The sequence below is a fragment of the Pseudomonas sp. Irchel 3A18 genome (assembly GCF_900187465.1).
Classification (GTDB): domain Bacteria; phylum Pseudomonadota; class Gammaproteobacteria; order Pseudomonadales; family Pseudomonadaceae; genus Aquipseudomonas; species Aquipseudomonas cichorii.
Genome location: NZ_FYDI01000018.1, coordinates 1 through 20,546, shown reverse-complemented (window position 1 = coordinate 20,546; position 20,546 = coordinate 1). Strand labels below are relative to the sequence as shown.

At 60.2% G+C, this 20,546-nt stretch carries 17 protein-coding genes and 1 pseudogene; 11 read left to right on the top strand and 7 right to left on the bottom strand.

The annotated features are described in order from the left end of the window. The first annotated feature begins 50 nt into the window (after positions 1–50). The 9 genes from hutU (at position 51) to hutG (ending at position 11,281) form a co-directional block, all read left to right on the top strand. Positions 51–1,748, top strand: a complete 1,698-nt coding sequence (gene hutU / locus CKW23_RS23325) for a urocanate hydratase (protein WP_095068428.1) — start codon at positions 51–53, stop codon at positions 1,746–1,748. A 132-nt stretch (positions 1,749–1,880) separates the two neighbouring features. Next, positions 1,881–2,846 (top strand): ABC transporter substrate-binding protein, encoded by a 966-nt coding sequence (locus CKW23_RS23320; RefSeq protein ID WP_095068426.1) that lies wholly within the window; start codon positions 1,881–1,883, stop codon positions 2,844–2,846. Between the two features lie 71 nt (positions 2,847–2,917). Beyond that, entirely contained in the window at positions 2,918–3,769 is an 852-nt protein-coding gene (locus CKW23_RS23315; RefSeq protein ID WP_025262344.1) for a proline/glycine betaine ABC transporter permease, read from the top strand. Then, positions 3,769–4,596, top strand: coding sequence for a glycine betaine/L-proline ABC transporter ATP-binding protein (locus tag CKW23_RS23310; protein ID WP_371856594.1), 828 nt, complete (start codon positions 3,769–3,771; stop codon positions 4,594–4,596). The genes CKW23_RS23315 and CKW23_RS23310 overlap by 1 nt, the downstream gene beginning before the upstream one ends. 11 nt (positions 4,597–4,607) lie before the next feature. Beyond that, positions 4,608–6,149: a histidine ammonia-lyase gene (gene hutH, locus CKW23_RS23305; protein ID WP_025262346.1), complete on the top strand. Its 1,542-nt coding sequence runs from the start codon at positions 4,608–4,610 to the stop codon at positions 6,147–6,149. A gap of 69 nt (positions 6,150–6,218) precedes the next feature. After that, on the top strand, positions 6,219–7,766 hold the full coding sequence (gene hutH / locus CKW23_RS23300; RefSeq protein ID WP_025262347.1) for a histidine ammonia-lyase: 1,548 nt from the start codon (positions 6,219–6,221) through the stop codon (positions 7,764–7,766). Positions 7,767–7,870: 104 nt separating this feature from the next. Further along, the gene (locus tag CKW23_RS23295; protein ID WP_025262348.1) at positions 7,871–9,247 is read left to right on the top strand and encodes an amino acid permease; all 1,377 of its coding nucleotides are present in this window, start codon (positions 7,871–7,873) and stop codon (positions 9,245–9,247) included. A 16-nt stretch (positions 9,248–9,263) separates the two neighbouring features. Further along, positions 9,264–10,469, top strand: a complete 1,206-nt coding sequence (gene hutI, locus CKW23_RS23290) for an imidazolonepropionase (RefSeq protein ID WP_025262349.1) — start codon at positions 9,264–9,266, stop codon at positions 10,467–10,469. Positions 10,470–10,480: 11 nt separating this feature from the next. After that, complete coding sequence (gene hutG, locus CKW23_RS23285) at positions 10,481–11,281, top strand: N-formylglutamate deformylase (protein ID WP_025262350.1); 801 nt, start codon at positions 10,481–10,483, stop codon at positions 11,279–11,281. Positions 11,282–11,344: 63 nt separating this feature from the next. Here hutG and CKW23_RS23280 read toward each other — a convergent pair whose 3' ends face one another. After that, a complete protein-coding gene (locus CKW23_RS23280) occupies positions 11,345–13,573 on the bottom strand; it encodes a heavy metal translocating P-type ATPase (protein ID WP_025262351.1) in 2,229 nt (742 codons plus the stop codon). An 82-nt stretch (positions 13,574–13,655) separates the two neighbouring features. On the opposite strand from CKW23_RS23280, the gene cadR reads away from it, so the two are divergent. Next, positions 13,656–14,102, top strand: coding sequence for a Cd(II)/Pb(II)-responsive transcriptional regulator (cadR, locus tag CKW23_RS23275; RefSeq protein WP_095068424.1), 447 nt, complete (start codon positions 13,656–13,658; stop codon positions 14,100–14,102). Positions 14,103–14,156: 54 nt separating this feature from the next. On the opposite strand, the gene CKW23_RS23270 is transcribed toward cadR, so the two are convergent. The 4 genes from CKW23_RS23270 to CKW23_RS23255 all read right to left on the bottom strand — a co-directional run bounded on the left by CKW23_RS23270 (position 14,157) and on the right by CKW23_RS23255 (position 19,108). After that, complete coding sequence (locus tag CKW23_RS23270; RefSeq protein ID WP_095068422.1) at positions 14,157–15,128, bottom strand: thymidylate synthase; 972 nt, start codon at positions 15,126–15,128, stop codon at positions 14,157–14,159. Positions 15,129–15,180: 52 nt separating this feature from the next. Beyond that, positions 15,181–15,990: a prolipoprotein diacylglyceryl transferase gene (gene lgt, locus CKW23_RS23265; protein WP_025262354.1), complete on the bottom strand. Its 810-nt coding sequence runs from the start codon at positions 15,988–15,990 to the stop codon at positions 15,181–15,183. Positions 15,991–16,327: 337 nt separating this feature from the next. Next, on the bottom strand, positions 16,328–18,607 hold the full coding sequence (gene ptsP, locus CKW23_RS23260; protein ID WP_025262355.1) for a phosphoenolpyruvate--protein phosphotransferase: 2,280 nt from the start codon (positions 18,605–18,607) through the stop codon (positions 16,328–16,330). A gap of 21 nt (positions 18,608–18,628) precedes the next feature. After that, positions 18,629–19,108 (bottom strand): RNA pyrophosphohydrolase, encoded by a 480-nt coding sequence (locus CKW23_RS23255; protein ID WP_025262356.1) that lies wholly within the window; start codon positions 19,106–19,108, stop codon positions 18,629–18,631. Between the two features lie 142 nt (positions 19,109–19,250). Between CKW23_RS23255 and CKW23_RS23250 the strand changes: the two genes are divergently transcribed. Then, a complete protein-coding gene (locus CKW23_RS23250; protein ID WP_025262357.1) occupies positions 19,251–19,904 on the top strand; it encodes an HAD family phosphatase in 654 nt (217 codons plus the stop codon). Positions 19,905–19,916: 12 nt separating this feature from the next. On the opposite strand, the gene CKW23_RS23245 is transcribed toward CKW23_RS23250, so the two are convergent. Further along, positions 19,917–20,312 (bottom strand): DUF2269 family protein, encoded by a 396-nt coding sequence (locus CKW23_RS23245; RefSeq protein WP_025262358.1) that lies wholly within the window; start codon positions 20,310–20,312, stop codon positions 19,917–19,919. Between the two features lie 98 nt (positions 20,313–20,410). After that, positions 20,411–20,546 (bottom strand): annotated as a pseudogene (locus CKW23_RS23240) (threonine dehydratase); the annotation flags it as partial.

The window sequence follows — 20,546 nt, the reverse complement described above, 5'->3', positions numbered from 1 at the left end:
ACCACTCGCCCGTCATCGGGCTGGTTTGGATTGATCGCTGAGGATTTTTTGTGACCGACACTAATCAAGACCGCAAGCATGACTGGACCCGCCATCGTGACGTCGAAGTGCGGGCTGCCCGTGGCACTCAACTGACAGCAAAGAGCTGGCTGACCGAAGCCCCGCTGCGCATGCTGATGAACAACCTTGATCCTGAAGTGGCCGAAAACCCGAAAGAGCTGGTGGTCTACGGCGGGATTGGGCGGGCGGCACGCAACTGGGAGTGCTACGACAAGATCGTCGAGAGCCTGACCCGGCTCAACGACGATGAAACCCTGCTGGTGCAATCCGGTAAACCGGTTGGCGTGTTCAAGACCCACAGCAATGCGCCGCGTGTACTGATCGCCAACTCGAACCTGGTGCCGCACTGGTCAAGCTGGGAGCATTTCAACGAGCTGGATGCCAAGGGTCTGGCAATGTATGGCCAGATGACGGCAGGCAGCTGGATCTACATCGGCAGCCAGGGCATCGTTCAGGGCACTTACGAAACCTTCGTCGAAGCCGGTCGCCAGCATTACGACGGCAGCCTCAAGGGCCGCTGGGTGCTGACCGCAGGCCTGGGTGGCATGGGTGGCGCACAGCCGCTGGCCGCAACACTGGCCGGAGCCTGTTCGCTGAACATCGAATGCCAGCAGAGCCGCATCGACTTCCGTCTCAAGACCCGTTACGTCGATGAGCAAGCCACCGACCTGGACGACGCTCTGGCGCGTCTCGCCCGCTACACCGCCGAAGGCAAGGCCATCTCCATAGCCCTGTGCGGCAATGCGGCTGAAATCCTGCCGGAAATGGTCCGCCGCGGCGTGCGCCCGGACATGGTCACCGACCAGACCAGCGCCCACGACCCTCTCAATGGCTACCTGCCCAAAGGCTGGAGCTGGGAAGACTACCGCGCCCGTGCGCTGACCGAGCCGGCTGCCGTCGTCAAAGCGGCCAAACAGTCCATGGCCGAACACGTCGAAGCCATGCTGGCCTTCCAGAAAGCCGGGATTCCAACCTTCGACTACGGCAACAACATCCGTCAGATGGCCAAGGAAGAAGGCGTCGCCAATGCCTTCGACTTCCCGGGATTCGTACCCGCCTACATCCGGCCATTGTTCTGCCGTGGCATCGGTCCTTTCCGCTGGGCGGCCCTGTCGGGCGATCCGCAGGACATCTACAAGACCGACGCCAAGGTCAAGGAACTGATCCCGGACGATGCACACCTGCATAACTGGCTGGACATGGCCCGCGAACGCATCAGCTTCCAGGGCTTGCCGGCACGTATCTGCTGGGTCGGCCTGGGTCAGCGCGCAAGGCTGGGTCTGGCCTTCAACGAAATGGTCCGCAGCGGCGAGTTGTCTGCGCCCGTGGTGATCGGTCGCGATCACCTGGACTCCGGCTCGGTCTCCAGCCCCAACCGCGAAACCGAGTCCATGCGTGATGGCTCCGACGCAGTCTCCGACTGGCCGCTGCTCAACGCCCTGCTCAATACCGCCAGCGGTGCGACCTGGGTTTCCCTGCACCATGGCGGCGGTGTCGGCATGGGCTTCTCGCAGCATTCGGGCATGGTGATTGTCTGCGACGGCACCGATGAAGCGGCCGAGCGCATTGCCCGCGTACTGCACAATGACCCGGCGACAGGCGTCATGCGTCACGCCGATGCCGGTTACGACATTGCCATCGAATGCGCCAAAGAGCAGGGCTTGAACCTGCCGATGATTGGGCGTTAAAGGCATTTGCCATGGGTGTGGCGGTTCAGCGCCGTCACATTGAAAAAAGTCAGGATAGACACTGATAACGCCCACAGGCCGGATGCCTACTTGAAGCTGCCGTCATCCTTTTCAGGTTTTGGAGCATCGACAATGAAAATGAAAAAAGCGCTGTTAACCACTCTGGTATCGGCTGGCCTGCTGGTCAGCGCCGGTGCAAGTCAAGCGGCCGGGTGGTGCGAGTCAGGCAAGCCGGTCAAGTTTGCCGGTCTGAACTGGGAAAGCGCGATGTTGCTGACCGACATTCTTCAAGTCGTCCTGAGCAAGGGCTACGGTTGCAGCGTGGATGCGTTGCCGGGCAATTCCATCGCCATGGAAAACGCCCTGAGCACCAATGACATTCAGGTCTTCGCCGAAGAGTGGGTAGGCCGTAGCGAAGTCTGGAACAAGGCCGCTGCGGCAGGAAAAGTCGTAGGCGTCGGCGCACCTGTGGTCGGAGCGGTCGAAGGCTGGTACGTGCCGCGCTACGTGATTGAAGGCGATGCCAAGCGCAAGCTGGAAGCCAAGGCTCCGAACCTGAAGTCCATCACAGATCTGGCTCAATACTCAGCCGTGTTCAAGGATCAGGAAGAGCCCGGTAAAGGCCGTTTCTACAACTGCCCGGCCGGCTGGACCTGCGAGCTTGAAAACAGCGAAATGCTCAAGACCTACGGCCTGGAAAGCAAGTACACCAACTTCCGCCCAGGCACCGGCCCGGCACTGGACGCGGCTATTCTGTCCAGCTACAAGCGCGGTGAGCCGATCCTGACGTATTACTGGTCACCCACGCCGTTGATGGGGCAAGTCGATCTGGTTCGTCTGGAAGAACCATGCGTCAACAAGACCATCGACATCAAGGTCGGTGTCTCCAAGGCGTTCCACGAACAGGCACCTGAACTGATCGCCGTACTGGAGAAGGTCAATCTGCCCATCGACCTGCTGAACCAGAACCTGGGACGCATGGCCAAGGAGCGGATCGAATCACCGAAACTGGCGAAGATTTTCCTCAAGGAACACCCGGAAGTCTGGCACACGTGGGTCAGCGAAGACGCTGCGAAAAAGGTTGAGGCCTCTCTGTAAACCCCGGAGCAGATTATCTGCGCAGGCACAGGCGACATGGCTGTGCCTGACAACCTGATCGAGAGCACCTTATGTTTCCCGAAAGTTTTACCTTCTCCATTGCCAACTGGGTCAACGACGGGGTTGATTCGCTGGTCACCGAGTACGGCGATGTGTTCCGGCACATCTCCGATACCTTGCTGTGGGCCATCGTCAATCTGGAAAGCCTGCTGCGCATGGCACCCTGGTGGCTGGTGCTGATGATCGTCGGCGGCATTGCCTGGCATGCGACGCGAAAAATCGTCACCACCGCATTGATTGTCGGCCTGCTGTTCCTCGTCGGCGCTGTCGGGCTGTGGGACAAGCTGATGCAGACGTTGGCGCTGATGCTGGTCGCCACCTTCATCGCAGTGTTGATCGGCATTCCTCTGGGCATTCTTTCAGCGCGCAGCAACCGCCTGCGCTCCGTGCTGATGCCGCTGCTGGACATCATGCAAACCATGCCCAGTTTCGTTTACCTGATCCCGGTGCTGATGCTGTTCGGCCTGGGCAAGGTCCCGGCCATCTTCGCCACCGTGATTTACGCCGCGCCGCCGCTGATTCGCCTGACCGACCTGGGCATCCGTCAGGTCGATAGTGAAGTGATGGAAGCGATCAACGCCTTTGGTGCCAATCGCTGGCAGCAACTGTTCGGCGTGCAACTGCCACTGGCGATGCCGAGCATCATGGCCGGGATCAACCAGACCACCATGATGGCGCTGTCGATGGTCGTGATTGCTTCGATGATCGGCGCCCGTGGCCTGGGCGAAGACGTTCTGGTGGGCATCCAGACCCTCAATGTCGGGCGCGGCCTGGAAGCCGGTCTGGCCATTGTCATTCTGGCGGTTGTCATCGACCGCATCACCCAGGCCTATGGCCGCCCACGGCATGAGGCGAGCAAATAATGAGCCTGGAACCGAACAAAATCGTCGTCAAAAACGTGTTCAAGATCTTCGGCAGCCGCTCGAAAGAAGCCTTGGCGATGGTAAAGCAGAGCAAGAGCAAGGATCAGGTGCTGGCCCAGACCGGCTGCATGGTGGGCGTCAACGACCTCTCGCTATCGATCGGCAGCGGCGAGATTTTCGTCATCATGGGCTTGTCGGGTTCGGGCAAATCGACGCTGGTGCGCCATTTCAATCGCCTGATCGACCCTACCAGCGGCGAGATTCTGGTGGATGGCGAAGATATCCTGCAGTACGACACGGAGGCCCTGCGCCAATTCCGTCGCCACAAGATCAGCATGGTGTTCCAGAGCTTCGGCCTGCTGCCCCACAAGAGTGTGCTGGACAACGTGGCGTACGGCCTGAAGGTGCGCGGCGAGAGCAAAGCCCTCTGCCAGGAGCGTGCGCAGCACTGGATTAGCACCGTGGGCCTCAAAGGCTACGAAAAGAAATACCCGCACCAGCTCTCTGGCGGCATGCGTCAGCGCGTTGGTCTGGCACGGGCACTGGCGGCCGACACCGACATCATCCTGATGGATGAAGCGTTCAGCGCCCTTGATCCGCTGATCCGCGCCGAGATGCAGGACCAGTTGCTGGAGCTGCAAGCGACGCTGAAGAAAACCATCGTGTTCATTACCCACGACCTGGACGAAGCCGTGCGCATCGGCAACCGGATCGCGATTCTCAAGGATGGCCGTCTGATTCAGGTCGGAACGCCAAAGGAAATCCTTCACTCGCCCGCCGACGATTACGTTGATCGCTTCGTGCAGCGGCGCGCAGTCACTGTTTAAGGATGGTGTCGATGCAACGAGCAGAACAGATCGTTTTCGGTGAGGCCACGACAGGTTGGCAGGACGTGGTGGCCGTGGCCCGTGATGGTGCGCACCTGATGCTGTCGGAACGGGCCTGGGCGCGTATCGACAATGCCCAGGCCATCGTTCAGCGCATCGTTGCCCGTGGCGAGCGGGCTTACGGTGTGAACACCGGACTCGGCGCACTGTGCAACGTCTCGCTGGAAGACGAACAACTCAGTCGCCTGTCGCGCAACACATTGCTCAGCCATGCCTGTGGCGTAGGCACACCGCTGCCCGACGAACAGACACGCGCAATCATCTGTGCCGCGATTCTCAACTACAGCCAGGGCAAGTCCGGCATCCATCGTCAGGTTGTGCAAGCGCTGCTGGCCTTGCTCAATCAAGGCATCACGCCGCAAGTGCCGTCGCAGGGGTCGGTGGGTTATCTGACCCACATGGCGCATGTCGGCATCGCGCTGCTGGGCGTGGGTCAGGTCAGTTATCGCGGGCACATCGTTCCAGCGCAGCAGGCATTGAGCGAAGCAGGTCTGCACCCCGTTGAACTGGGCGCCAAGGATGGGCTGTGCCTGGTCAACGGCACACCCTGCATGACCGGCCTGAGCTGTCTGGCCATTGCCGACGCCACGCGCCTGACGCAATGGGCCGACGTGATCGGTGCCATGACCTTTGAAGCGCTGCGCGGCCAGCTCGATGCCTTCGACGAAACCATCATCGCCCTCAAGCCCCATCCGGGTATGCAACAGGTCGGCAGAAACCTGCGCAGCCTGCTGGCGGGCAGCGAAGTGCTTGCCAGCAGCCAGGGCATTCGCACCCAGGACGCCCTGAGCATACGCTCTATCCCGCAGGTACACGGCGCAACACGGGACCAGTTGGCCCATGCGATAAGGCAGGTCGAAACCGAGCTGAATGCGGTCACCGATAACCCGTTGCTGCTGGGCACTCCTGACGATTACCGCGTGGTGTCGCAAGCCAACCCGCACGGTCAGTCAGTCGCCATGGCGGCGGATCTGTTGTGTGTGGCGGTGGCGGAGCTGGGTTCGATTGCCGAGCGGCGTCTGGATCGACTGATCAACCCGGCCGTCAGCGGTCTGCCGGCTTTTCTGGTCAGCCAGCCGGGTGTCAACTCGGGGATGATGATCGTCCAGTACGTGGCCGCCTCGCTGTGCGCAGAAAACCGCCAGATGGCACAACCGGCGGTGGTCGATAACTATGTCACCTCGGGCTTGCAGGAAGATCATCTGAGCCTGGGCACCAGCGCTGCCTTGAAGCTGCATAAGGTACTGGGCAACGCAACGCAGATTCTGGCCATCGAATACCTGCTGGCGGCCCAGGCGTTTGAGTTCCTCAAGGAACAGCATTTTGGGGCAGGCACCGACATTGCCTGGCGCGCACTGCGTGAGCAGATCCCCGCGTATGACCAAGACCGCTGGCTGGCCCCGGATATTGCCAGCAGCGTAGCCGTACTCAAGAACGAAGAAGTGCTGGAGAGGATTTTCCGGCACGGTCGTGAACAGACGACAACCCCATAACAACAGGGCTGCAAGGCGGCATGCTTCAAAAGAGCAACCGCCTGACATCAATCAAGGAGTAGCTGCATCGTGACCAAACCCTCTGCCAAGTCATTGAATCTGACCCCCGGCCAACTGACCCTGGCGCAACTGCGAGCGATCTATCAGCAACCGGTAACGCTGAAGCTCGATAGCAGCGCCGATCAGCAGATCGAAGACAGCGTTGCCTGTGTGGAACGCATCCTGGCCGAAAACCGCACGGCCTATGGCATCAACACCGGTTTCGGCCTGCTGGCTTCGACGCGCATCGCCAGCGAGGACCTGGAAAACCTGCAGCGTTCTCTGGTGCTGTCCCATGCCGCCGGTGTCGGGCAGCCGATCAGCGACGAATTGGTGCGTCTGGTCATGGTGCTCAAGGTCAACAGCCTGAGCCGTGGTTTCTCCGGCATCCGGCGCGTGGTGATCGATGCCCTGATCGCCCTGATCAATGCCGAGGTCTATCCACATATCCCGCTCAAGGGTTCGGTGGGTGCTTCCGGTGACCTCGCGCCGCTGGCCCATATGTCTCTGGTGCTGCTGGGCGAAGGCAAGGCTCGCTACAAAGGCGAATGGCTCGATGCCGTCGATGCGCTTGAAGTGGCAGGCCTGAAACCGCTGACTCTGGCTGCCAAGGAAGGTCTGGCATTGCTCAACGGAACGCAGGTTTCCACCGCGTTCGCACTGCGCGGCCTGTTCGAGGGTGAAGACTTGTTCGCCGCAGCCATGGCCTGCGGCGCGCTGACCGTAGAAGCGGTGCTGGGCTCGCGCTCGCCTTTCGACGCCCGCATCCATGCCGCTCGCGGCCAGCGTGGCCAGATCGATGCCGCTGCCTGCTATCGCGACCTGCTGGGTGAAAGCAGCGAAGTGTCCGAATCCCATCGCAACTGCGACAAGGTTCAGGATCCTTACTCCCTGCGCTGCCAGCCACAGGTCATGGGTGCCTGCCTGACCCAGTTGCGTCAGGCCGCCGAAGTGCTGGAGATCGAAGCCAACGCCGTCTCCGACAACCCGCTGGTGTTCGCAGCCGAAAACGATGTGATCTCCGGCGGCAACTTCCACGCGGAACCGGTTGCCATGGCCGCCGATAATCTGGCGCTGGCCATCGCGGAAATCGGTTCCCTGAGCGAACGCCGCATTTCGCTGATGATGGACAAGCACATGTCGCAGTTGCCGCCCTTCCTGGTGGCCAACGGTGGGGTCAACTCCGGCTTCATGATCGCCCAGGTCACGGCTGCTGCCCTGGCCAGTGAAAACAAGGCGTTGGCCCATCCGCACAGCGTCGATAGCCTGCCGACTTCAGCCAATCAGGAGGACCATGTTTCCATGGCTCCGGCAGCCGGCAAGCGGTTATGGGAAATGGCAGAAAACGTTCGCGGGATTCTTGCCGTAGAATGGCTGGCTGCATGCCAGGGACTGGACTTGCGCAACGGCCTCAAAACCTCTCCAAAACTGGAGCAGGCCCGCGCCGTACTGCGCAGCAAAGTACCGCCCTATGAGAAGGATCGTTTTTTTGCACCGGACATAGAAGCTGCCAGCCAGCTGTTGTCCTCAACTTGCCTGAACCCGTTGGTTCCTGCACGTCTGCTACCCAGTCTGTGATGTACCGCGAGCCTGGCAGGGCTCGCAATGGTAGTTCGCTGCGGGAAGCCGGAAGCAGGTGTTCTCGCAGCTATTTGCCATACCCAGTAATGAGATGGACGGAAATGACGTCAAAAGTTGGTTTGAAACGCGGGTTATCCGCCCGCCACATTCGCTTCATGGCTCTGGGCTCTGCCATCGGCACAGGGTTGTTCTATGGCTCTGCCGCCGCAATCCAGCAAGCGGGGCCTGCGGTTCTGCTGGCTTATCTGATCGGTGGTGCAGCGGTCTTCATGGTGATGCGCGCCCTTGGTGAGATGGCCGTGCACAACCCGACCTCCGGCTCGTTCAGCCATTACGCCAGCCGTTATCTCGGCCCTCTGGCGGGTTTCGTGCTGGGCTGGACCTACGCCTTCGAGATGATCATCGTCTGTCTGGCCGATGTCACCGCGTTCGGGATCTACATGGGCTTCTGGTTCCCGGAAGTGCCGCGCTGGATCTGGGTGCTGGGCATCGTGTTCCTGATCGGCGCGCTCAACCTGTGCAACGTCAAGGTGTTCGGTGAAACCGAGTTCTGGCTGTCGCTGCTCAAGGTCGGCGCCATCGTAGCGATGATCGTGGCCGGTTTCGGCATCATGCTGTTCGGCATCGGTTCATCCACTGGCGACAACGCCATCGGGATCAGCAACCTCTGGGCCCACGGCGGTTTCATGCCCAATGGCATCGGCGGCCTGATCGCCTCGCTGGCCGTGGTGATGTTCGCCTTTGGCGGCATCGAAATCATCGGTATCACGGCGGGCGAAGCCAAGAACCCGCAACGCACGCTGCCACAGGCCATCAATGCCGTGCCGCTGCGCATTCTGCTGTTCTACGTCCTGACCCTGTTCGTGCTGATGTCCATTTACCCATGGCCACAGATCGGCACTCAAGGCAGCCCGTTCGTGCAGATTTTCGACAATCTGGGCATCGCTTCAGCGGCGACCATTCTCAATATCGTGGTGATCTCGGCTGCCGTATCCGCCATCAACAGCGACATCTTCGGCGCAGGCCGCATGATGTATGGCATGGCGCTCGAAGGTCAGGCCCCGGCCGGTTTTGCCAGACTGTCGCGCCAGGGCGTGCCATGGATGACAGTCGTGGTCATGGGCGTGACGCTGCTGGCTGGCGTGCTGCTCAACTACCTGATCCCGAAGAACGTCTTCCTGCTGATCGCCTCCCTGGCCACCTTCGCCACGGTCTGGGTATGGCTGATGATCCTGCTGACCCAGGTTGCCATGCGCCGCTCCATGAGCCGCGAAGAAGTTGCACAACTGAAGTTCCCGGTCCCGTTCTGGCCTTATGGGCCGGCTGCCGCCATCGTCTTCATGCTGTTCATCTTCGGCGTGCTGGGCTACTTCCCGGATAACCGGGCTGCGCTGATCGTCGGCGCGATCTGGATTGTGCTGCTGGTCATCGCCTACTACCTCTGGATAAAACCCAGACACACCCAAAACACCCAATGACCCAAGGAGGCCCGGGATGACAACACTCTGGAAGAACTGTCACATCGCAACCATGGCGCAAGGCAACTACTCGATCATCGAGGATGCCGCCATCGTGACCTCTGGAGCATTCATCCACTGGATCGGGCCTCACAATCAGCTCTCGGAAACTGATTTTGGCAGCACCGTAGACCTGGGCGGCGCCTGGGTCACGCCGGGCCTTATCGATTGCCACACTCATACGGTATTCGGTGGCAATCGCAGCGGTGAATTCGAGCAGCGCCTGCAAGGCGTGAGCTATGCCGAGATCGCTGCTGCAGGCGGCGGCATAGCCAGCACGGTACGGGCGACACGCGCAGCCAGCGAGGACGAACTGTTCGCCAGTGCCGAGCGACGCTTGAAGCATCTGCTGCGCGACGGAGTGACCACTGTCGAGATGAAGTCCGGCTACGGCCTGGATCTGCCAAGCGAACGCAAGATTCTCAAGGTGATCCGTCGCCTGGGCAGCAGCCTGCCCGTCACCGTGCGCAGCACCTGTCTGGCCGCCCACGCCCTGCCGCCGGAATACACCAACCGCGCCGACGATTACATCCGGCATATCTGCGACGACATGCTTCCGGCACTGGCCGAGGAAGGTCTGGTGGATGCCGTGGATGCGTTCTGCGAGTACCTGGCGTTTTCGCCAGCGCAGGTCGAGCAGGTATTTATCACCGCAAAGCAACTGGGTTTGCCGGTAAAACTGCATGCCGAACAGCTTTCGTCACTGGGCGGTTCAAGCCTTGCGGCGCGTTATCAGGCCTTGTCGGCGGACCATCTGGAGTTCATGACCGAAGACGACGCCATTGCCATGGCCGCTGCCGGAACCGTCGCCGTGCTGCTGCCGGGCGCGTATTACTTCCTGCGCGAAACCCAACTGCCGCCGATGGATGCCCTGCGCAAGCATGGCGTGCCGATTGCCATCTCCACCGACATGAACCCCGGCACCTCGCCCGGCCTGTCACTGCGCCTGATGCTGAACATGGCCTGCACACTGTTCCGCATGACGCCTGAAGAAGCCCTGGCAGGCGTCACCCTCAATGCCGCGAAGGCACTGGGCCTGGATAAAACCCATGGCTCGCTGGAAATCGGCAAGGTAGCGGACTTCGTCGCCTGGAACATCGAACGCCCTGCCGATCTGGCCTACTGGCTGGGCGGCGACCTGGATAAACGCATCGTGCGCCACGGCGTCGAATCATCGATCTGAAGGAGAGCCCTGTGGATAACGTTCTGACATTCAAGCGTGGTCGCGTCCCGCTGCTGATCAGCATGCCTCATGCGGGCCTGAAGCTGACACCGGCAGTCAAAGCCGGCTTGGTGGACGAAGCCTTGAGCCTGCCCGACACCGACTGGCACATCCCACGCCTTTACGACTTTGCGGCCGAGCTTGGGGCCAGTACCCTGGCTGCCGAGTATTCGCGCTTCGTCATCGACCTCAATCGCCCGTCCGACGACAAACCGCTGTATGCCGGTGCGACGACCGGACTGTTTCCTTCGATCCTGTTCGACGGCGTGCCGCTGTTCAAGGAGGGCCAGGAGCCCGACGCGGCCGAGCGCGCCAGCTACCTGCAACAGATCTGGGTGCCTTACCACCAGACGCTGGAGCAAGAGCTGCAACGCCTGCGCGATGAGTTCGGTTATGCGCTGCTGTTCGATGCCCACTCCATTCGCGGCCACGTCCCGCATCTGTTCGACGGGCGCCTGCCGGACTTCAACCTCGGCACCTTCAACGGTGCCAGTTGTGATCCGCAACTGGCAGGCAGGCTGGAAAATGTGTGCGCAGCCGCCAAGGACTACAGCCATGTGCTCAACGGTCGCTTCAAGGGCGGCCATATCACCCGCCATTACGGCGACCCTGCCAATAACATCCACGCCGTACAACTGGAACTGGCGCAGAGCACCTACATGGAAGAGTTCGCCCCTTTCCATTACCGCCCTGACCTTGCGGCACCGACCCGAGAGGTATTGAAAGGATTGCTGGAGACGTTTATTGCCTGGGGGCAGGAGAGGTTTGGTTGATCCCGCTGAATGAATTCGCTCCCATAGCGGAGCGAATTCATTCGCGAAAAGCTCAAAAGCAGCTCACTTCTTGAGCAACCTCAACCCGTTGAACACCACCAGCAAGCTCACACCCATATCGGCAAACACCGCCATCCACATGGTCGCCAACCCGGCAAAGGTAATGCCCAGAAAGAACACCTTGGTGATAATCGCCAACGCGATGTTCTGCTTGAGTATCGCCGAGGTGTCGCGTGACAACCGGATAAAGGCCGGGATCTTGCGAAGGTCGTCGTCCATCAGGGCGACATCGGCAGTCTCAATGGCAGTGTCAGTGCCCGCCGCAGCCATGGCGAAACCGATCTCCGAACGGGCCAGCGCAGGGGCATCGTTGATACCGTCGCCCACCATGCCGACGCGATGATTGCGTGCATACAAGTCTTCGATGGCCTGCAACTTATCCACAGGCAGCAGATTGCCCTGAGCCTGATCGATCCCCACCTGCTCAGCGATGGCCTTGGCGGTGTGCGGGTTGTCACCGGTCAGCATCAGGGTCTTGATGCCAAGCTCGTGCAACTGGGCGATAGCCTCGCGGCTGCTGTCCTTGACCGTATCGGCCACCGCGAACAGCGCCAGCGGGCCTGAGGTATCCAGCAGCAGAACCACGGTCTTGCCCTGTATTTCCAGTGCATCGAGCCTGGCTTCAAGCTCCGGCGAGCACAGCCCCAGTTCTTCGACCAGACGGTGGTTGCCCAAGTGGTAGAGCTGGCCATTGATCTCGCCTTTCACGCCCCGCCCCGGCAATGCCTCGAAAGCGCTGACCTCATGCAAACCCTGCCCTTGCCCCGACGCCTTCGCGATGGCCTGGGAAACCGGGTGATCGGAGCGACCAGCCAGGCTGGCAGCAATGGCTGGCGCACTGTCGGAGACAGTCACATCCAGCGGTAGATAGTCAGTCTGCACCGGCTTGCCATGGGTGATGGTGCCGGTCTTGTCCAGAGCCAGGTAATCGAGCTTGCGGCCCATTTCCAGATAGACGCCACCCTTGATCAGAATCCCCTTGCGCGCCGCAGCGGCCAGACCGCTGACGATGGTCACCGGCGTGGAAATCACCAGGGCACACGGGCAGGCCACGACCAGCAATACCAGCGCCCGATAGATCCAGTCGAACCAGGCACCGCCGAAGAACAGCGGCGCAATCAGGGCTACGGCCAGTGCCGTCAGGAACACCACCGGGGTATAGATTCGCGAAAAACTATCGACAAAACTCTGGGTCGGTGCCCGCGCGCCCTGAGCCGCTTCCACCGCATGAATGATCCGCGCCAGCGTGGAATGGCTCGCGGCAGCCGTCACCCGGTATTCAAGCGAGCCGGACTGATTGATGGTGCCGGCAAAGACCTTGTCGCCCACGGTTTTTTCCACAGGCAGGCTTTCGCCGGTAATCGGTGCCTGATCGATGGTCGAGTTACCCGAAACCACCTCGCCATCCAGACCGATCCGCTCACCCGGTCGAACCCGCACGATAGCACCCATTTCGACGCTCTTGACCTCTGTTTCAACCCAGTTTCCATCACTCTGCCTGACGGTCGCCACATCGGGCGTCAACTGCATCAGGCTGCTGATCGCGTTACGGGCACGGTCCAGCGACTTGGCTTCGATCAGTTCGGCCACGGTGAACAGAAACATCACCATTGCCGCTTCAGGCCATTGGCCGATCAGGACCGCGCCAGTCACCGCGATGCTCATCAAGGCGTTGATATTGAGGTTGAAGTTCTTCAGCGCGATCCAGCCCTTTTTATAGGTGGTCAGGCCGCAACTGAGGATCGAAACAATGGCCAGCAACGCCACGACCCAGGTCGGGCCAAGCTCAGCGAAATGGACGATTTCCGCACCCAGCGCCATCACACCGGACAGCGCCAGAGGCCACCAGTGCTTTTTCGGCGCAGGTGTCGCCGGGGCATCCTGGCTAGTGCCTTCCTCGATGGGCTCGGCCTGCATGCCCAGCGAACCGATGGCTTCACGAATCGGCTCGGTCGTCGGCAGGTCATGCCACACACCAAGGATGCGATTGATCAGGTTGAACTCCAGCTTCTGCACACCCGGCAACTTGCCCAGTTTGTTCTGGATCAGCGTCTGCTCGGTCGGACAATCCATCTGCTCGATGCGAAAACTGCTCAGACGCCCACCGGCTGCCGGTGCCTCGTCAAAAGTGACAGTGGCAGGCGCAGCTGCGCTGGAACAGCACGAATGGGCGTGCTTGTGATCATCCTTGTTGTCGTCATGCGGTGGAGAAATCTTTGTAATCTGGCCCATGGTCGGCTCCCGGGATCTACTTGTTGCCAAGTGAACACCCTGTAGCCACTATAGGGTCAAGCGCTCAAACGAGATGAATCCTATGAAAATCGGCGAACTGGCAAAGTTGACGGATGCTCAGGTCGAAACCATTCGTTATTACGAGCGTGAAGGCCTGCTGCCTGCTCCGGCCCGCAGCGACGGCAATTACCGCTTGTACACCCAGGCGCATGTGGAACGGCTGTCGTTCATCCGCAACTGCCGAAGCCTGGACATGACCCTGGAAGAAATCCGCAGCCTGCTCAACCTGCGCGACAGCCCGCAGGACCAGTGCGAAAGCGTCAATGCGTTGATCGACGAACACATCGAACACGTCAACGCTCGCATCGCCAGCCTGCAAGTCCTTCAGGAACAGCTATTGGACCTGCGTCGCCGTTGTGGCGACGGGGAGTCGGACCATTGCGGGATTCTGGAACGGCTGGAAGTGACAGGCGCGGTCGCGCCGGCAGAAGGCGAACCTTCCCATGTGGGCAAGAGTCATGGGCACTGAAGCTGCAAGCTATAAGCCTCAAGCAGCTTGTAGCTTAAGGCTTGCCGCTTTCCCCTATACCGCCATCGGCGCTGTCATCGCCGGATGGTGCTCATAACCTTCCAGGGAGAAGTCGGAAGGTTCGATCAGTTCCAGCCATTGCGGCTGGTAGATACCAGTCTTGGCGAACTCGGGCACACGGTCCGAGATTACCAGCTTCGGCATCGGGAACGGCTCACGGGTGAGCTGCTCGTTGAGCATGTCCAGATGATTTTCGTAGACGTGGGCATCACCGATGAAATAGGTGAACCAGCGCGGCGTGTAGCCGGTCAGGCGACCGATCAGGCTCAGGAGTGCAGCGCCTTCGGTGAGGTTGAACGGCGTCCCGAGGCCCAGATCGTTTGAGCGAATGTACAGCGTCAGGGAGATTTCCCGGGTCTGCGGGTTCGGGTGCAACTGGTAAAGCAGGTGACAAGGAGGCAAGGCCATCTCATCAAGCTGCGCGCAGTTCCAGCCATGGAACAGGATACGACGGCTGCCCGGGTCCTTGATGATGGTGTCGACGCACTGGCGAATCTGGTCGATGGCCTTGTACAGCACCACAAAGCTTTCGCCGTCTTCTTCGGACTCGGCAATCTGCTTGTAGCCCTGGCTGACCGCCAGCTCGATCGCTGCGGCATTGCCGGTTGCGATGCGCTTGTAGGCAGGCCATTTGCGCCACTGCACGCCGTAGATCTCGCCCAGGTCATCCTCGCCCTTGCGGAACGGGTTGTTCAGCCACTGAGCGTTCTCGTTGGCGTTCTGATCCCAGACCTTGCAGCCCAGTTCACGGAACTCGGCCGCGCTGTTGGCGCCCCGCAGGAAACCGACCATTTCACCGATAGCCGACTTGAAAGCCATGCGCCGGGTCGTGATGGCCGGGAAACCTTCCTGAAGGTCATAACGCAGCATCGCGCCGGGGAAACTGATGGTATTCACCCCGGTGCGGTTGGACTGCAAGGTCCCGTGCTTGATCACATGGGCGACGAGTTCAAGATATTGCTTCATAAATTACCTGCATCCTTGAATCCGCCGGGCAAACTCGCCCGGCGCTTCAGTGTTATACCGTTGCTTTGACAGCAGGTTCGCGCTTGTAGGCCAGCCAGATCATGGCCAGACCCGCAATGATCATCGGCAGGCTCAGGATCTGACCCATGGTGACCCAGCCCCACGCCAGATAGCCCAGTTGCGCGTCGGGTACGCGGACGAACTCGACGATGAAGCGGAAGATCCCGTAAAACAGGGCGAACATGCCGGAAACGGCCATGGTCGGGCGCGGTTTGCGTGCATAAAGGTTGAGAATGATGAACAGCGCCACGCCTTCCAGGGCGAACTGATACAGCTGCGACGGATGACGCGCCAGTTGCGCAGGGTCGCTGAAAGGCGGGAAGACCATGGCCCATGGCACATCGCTTGGCTTGCCCCACAGCTCGGCATTGATGAAGTTACCGATACGCCCGGCGCCCAGACCAATCGGCACCAGCGGAGCAACGAAGTCCATCAACTGGAAGAAGGTCTTGCCATTGCGTCTGCCGAACCACCAGGCCGCCAGCATTACGCCGACAAACCCACCGTGGAAGGCCATGCCGCCTTTCCATACCTCGAAGATCAGCAGCGGGTTGGCGAGGTAGGCCGACAGGTCGTAGAACAGCACATAACCCAGACGCCCGCCGACAATGACACCCATGGCCAGCCAGAAAATCAGGTCCGAGAGTTTTTCCTTGGTCCAGGTCGGGTCGAAAGCGTTCAGGCGACGCGACGCAAGCAGCCATGCGCCACCTATGCCGACCAGATACATCAGTCCGTACCAGTGAATCTGCAGCGGGCCGAGTGATACGGCTACCGGGTCAATCTGCGGGTAAGGCAGCATTGCAACTCCTCAATGGGAACGCTCTTGCGAGCGACCAAATACAAAAGCGGTTAAATCAGGGAACAGACGCCCATGCACGAAGCCAGACTATGCGGCGATAACAGGGCCTCGGCCAGCCCGCGATCATGAAAACTTATTGCACCTGTCGGCGCCGGCGGTCTTGGGCTACCCCGTAGAAATCAGTCGGGCATGTTACCGGAGCCCGGCAGGATGCTCTAGGCATGGGCGATGGATGAATCATGAATTCGCAGGAGCGGATTTATCCGCGAGACGTCATTGAAGGTTATACATTTACGGGCCTATCGCGAATAAATTCGCTCCCACGGGTAGTGCGGCCTCAATGTCCCTTGACCGACCCCGGATTGATCATCCGGGACAGGCCCAGATTGCGCAGTGCCAGTTGCAGGGAGCTGCTGATCACTTGCGGGTTGTCGTTGGTCATCAACTGGGCCAGCAGTTCCTTGGCCTTGCTCAGGTTGATCTGGCGCAGCATCCATTTCACTTTCGGCAAGTTGGTGGCGTTCATCGACAGGCTGTCAAAGCCCATCGCCATCAACAGCACAGCCGCTGCAGGATCGCCCGCCATCTCTCCGCAGATACTCACCGGCTTGCCTTCGGCATGGGCATCGCGCACGACGCTTTGCAGCGCTTGCAGCACAGCCGGGTGCAGGTAGTCGTAGAGGTCGGCGACACGCGGGTTGTTGCGGTCAACCGCCAGCAGGTATTGGGTCAGGTCGTTGGAGCCCACGGACAGGAAGTCCACCTGACGAGCCAGGTCGCGGGTCTGATAGACCGCAGCCGGAATTTCGATCATGACGCCCACAGGCGGCATCGGCACATCGGTGCCTTCGTCGCGGACTTCGCCCCATGCCCGGTGAATAAGGTGCAAGGCCTCTTCCACTTCATGGGTGCTGGAAATCATCGGCAACAGAATGCGCAGGTTGTTCAGGCCTTCGCTGGCCTTGAGCATGGCGCGGGTCTGGACCAGGAAAATTTCCGGGTGGTCGAGGGTGACACGAATGCCACGCCAGCCCAGGAACGGGTTTTCTTCCTTGATCGGGAAGTAGGACAGCGCCTTGTCGCCGCCGATGTCCAGGCTGCGCATGGTAACCGGCAGCGGATGGAAGGCCGCCAGTTGTTCACGGTAGATGGCCAGCTGTTCCTTTTCGCTCGGGAAACGCTGGTTGATCATGAACGGCACTTCGGTGCGATACAGACCGACACCTTCGGCGCCACGCTGCTGGGCACGGGCGACGTCGGCCAGCAGGCCGGTGTTGACCCACAGCGGCATGCGATGGCCATCCAGCGTCACACAAGGCAGCTCGCGCAGGGCATCGAGCCCCTGGGACAGTTGGCGCTCCTCCTCCACCACCTTGGTGAACTGCTGGCGCATGATGTCGCTGGGGTTGGTGAAGACTTCACCGTGGTAGCCATCGACGATCAGGTCGATGCCATCCACCTTGGAATAAGGGAAGTCCACAAGGCCCATGACCGTGGGAATGCCCATGGCCCGCGCCAGAATCGCCACGTGGGAGTTACCCGAACCCTGTACCGACACCAGACCGACCAGCTTGCCTTCCGGCACTTCGCCGAGCATGGCCGGGGACAGCTCTTCACTGACCAGAATGGTGTTATCGGGGTAGACCAGCGCCTGTTGCCGGGCTTCCTGCAGGTAACCCAGCAAACGGCGGCCCAGGTCCTTGACGTCCGATGCACGCTCGCGCAGATAGGCGTCGTCCATCAGCTCGAAACGGTTGACGTGCTCGTTCACCACCGAACGCAAGGCACCCTGCGCCCATTGGCCGGTCTTGATGATGTTGGTCACTTCGCTACCCAGCGAAGCGTCATCGAGCATCATCAGGTAAACATCGAACAGCGCCAGCTCTTCAGGACGCAACTGAGTCGCCAGCTTGGCCGACAGGGTCCGCATGTCATTGCGCACGCCTTCCAGCGCATTCTGGAACAGGGCCAGTTCGGCATCGATATCGGTGACGACTTTATCCGGGACCACTTCCAGGTCGGCGGGAGGCAGCATGACCACCGCCACACCCACTGCCGCACCGGGCGAGCCAGCCACGCCGACAAACTTGGCCTCCTGAATACCCTTGCCTTGGCGACCCAGACCGCGGATCGAGCCAGTGGCTTCGGCATGGGCGATTACGCCTGCCAGTTGAGCACTCATGGTGACGAGGAAGGCTTCTTCCCCTTCGTCGAACTGACGCCGCTCCTTTTGCTGGATCACCAACACGCCCACCACACGACGGTGGTGGATGATCGGCGTGCCAAGGAAAGAGGCATAACGCTCTTCACCGGTTTCGGCAAAGTAGCGGTAACGGGGGTGGTCGGCGGCGTTTTCGAGGTTCAGCGGCTCTTCGCGAGTACCGACAAGCCCCACAAGGCCCTCGTTCGGCGCCATGCTCACCTTGCCGATGGAGCGCTTGTTCAGACCCTCGGAAGCCATCAGCACGAAACGGTTGGTTTCGGGGTCAAGCAGATAGACCGAGCAGACCTGGCTGCCCATGGCCTCCTTGACGCGTAACACAATAATGCCCAACGCCGCCTTGAGATCCTTGGCGGAGTTTACTTCCTGGACGATCTTGCGCAGCGTATTGAGCATGGCTCGGGGTCGAACTCCGTGTCAGTCGCGCGATAAAAGGCGCGGGGCAAGCTCTTTGAGTGCGCGTCGATACACCTCGCGCTTGAATGTCACCACTTGGCCTAACGGGTACCAATAGCTGACCCAACGCCAGCCATCGAACTCCGGTTTACCGGTCAAATCCATCCGCACCCGCTGCTCGTTGGAGATCAGGCGCAGGAGAAACCACTTCTGTTTCTGGCCGATACATAGCGGTTGGCTATGAGTACGGACCAGTCGCTGCGGCAGACGATAACGCAACCAACCGCGGGTACAGGCCAGAATCTGCACATCCTGTCGTTCCAGCCCGACTTCTTCATTCAATTCGCGATACAGCGCGTCTTCCGGCGTCTCCTGAGGGTTTATTCCACCCTGTGGAAACTGCCAGGCATCTTGGTTAATACGCCGAGCCCATAGGACCTGACCAGCATCGTTTGTCAGAATAATCCCGACATTAGGACGGAAACCATCGGGGTCGATCACGGCAACAACCTCGCAAACGCATGTCGCCGCATTGTTCCACAAAGGCGCTCAAAGCAGCAACGAGCCTAAGCACCTTATGTGAAGTCTTGTGAAAACCTCGTATTCTTGTGCTCTTTTTTCAGTTATTTCAGCGAGTAACCACATGCGCCTGGCTTTATTCGACCTCGACAACACACTTCTGGGCGGTGACAGCGATCACGCTTGGGGCGATTACCTGTGCGAACGCGGCATCCTCGATGCCGCTACGTACAAGACGCGCAACGACGCATTCTATGAAGACTACCTGGCCGGCACGCTCAACCTGACCGACTACCTGAATTTCACCCTCGAAATCCTGGGCCGGACCGAAATGGCTCAGCTCGATGAATGGCACCGGGATTTCATGCGCGACTGCATCGAACCCATCGTACTGCCCAAAGCGCTGGAACTGATCGCCAAACACCGTGACGCAGGCGACAAACTGGTGGTCATAACCGCCACCAACCGCTTCGTGACCGCTCCGATCGTCGCCCGCCTGGGGATCGACACCCTGCTGGCGACCGAATGCGAGCTGGTCGACGGGCGCTATACCGGGCGCACGACAGGTATACCCTGCTTCCGTGAAGGCAAGGTGACCCGCCTCAATCATTGGCTTGAAGAGCATGCATTCAGTCTGGAAGGCAGCTATTTCTACAGCGATTCCATGAACGACCTGCCACTGCTGGAGCAAGTCGCCCATCCAGTGGCCGTGGACCCGGACCCGAAACTGCGTGCAGAAGCAGAAAAACGCGGCTGGCAGGTGATTTCACTGCGCTGATGGCTACAGCGGTCAGGCCGGTTTGAAGAACATCAGACCGGCCATCGCCATGAAACAAGCGGTAGACATGATTGCCAGAGCCAGTGTGAACCGCAGATTGCCAGCTTTCCCGGCCAGCCGACTCACCAGCCAGACCCAACCGAAAAGCCCCACGACATAAAGCACACTACTGGCCAACACCCACGTCTGGCCCAATGACCAGCCCAGCAGATGAACCAGCCACCATCCGCTGAAAGGCAGGATTGCCAGGCAGACGGCCATCAGCAGCCAGACAAACAAGGCCGGGCGCTGCATAAGGCGGCCATGAGCCTCTTTCTTGATAACCCAGAAAGCCAGACCCAAGGCGCTGAGCAGCCATAGCGTGATGGCGGCTATATGCAGGGTTTTCAGCGCTGTGATGTATTCCATTGCGGACATCCCTTGCAGGCGAAGCTGTATGGAGCGTAGCAAATCAAGGTAGGAACGAATCGGGCGGCGCCGCGAATGAATTCGCCCCTACCGTTCGTTTACCCCAGAAACAGCTTGTACGCCGGATTCTGGCTCTCGTCCCAATACGGATAGCCAATCTCGTCCAGCGCTGCGCCCACCAGATGCCGCTCTTCTTCCGGCACCACCAGCCCGGCCACCACCCGGCCATCGGCG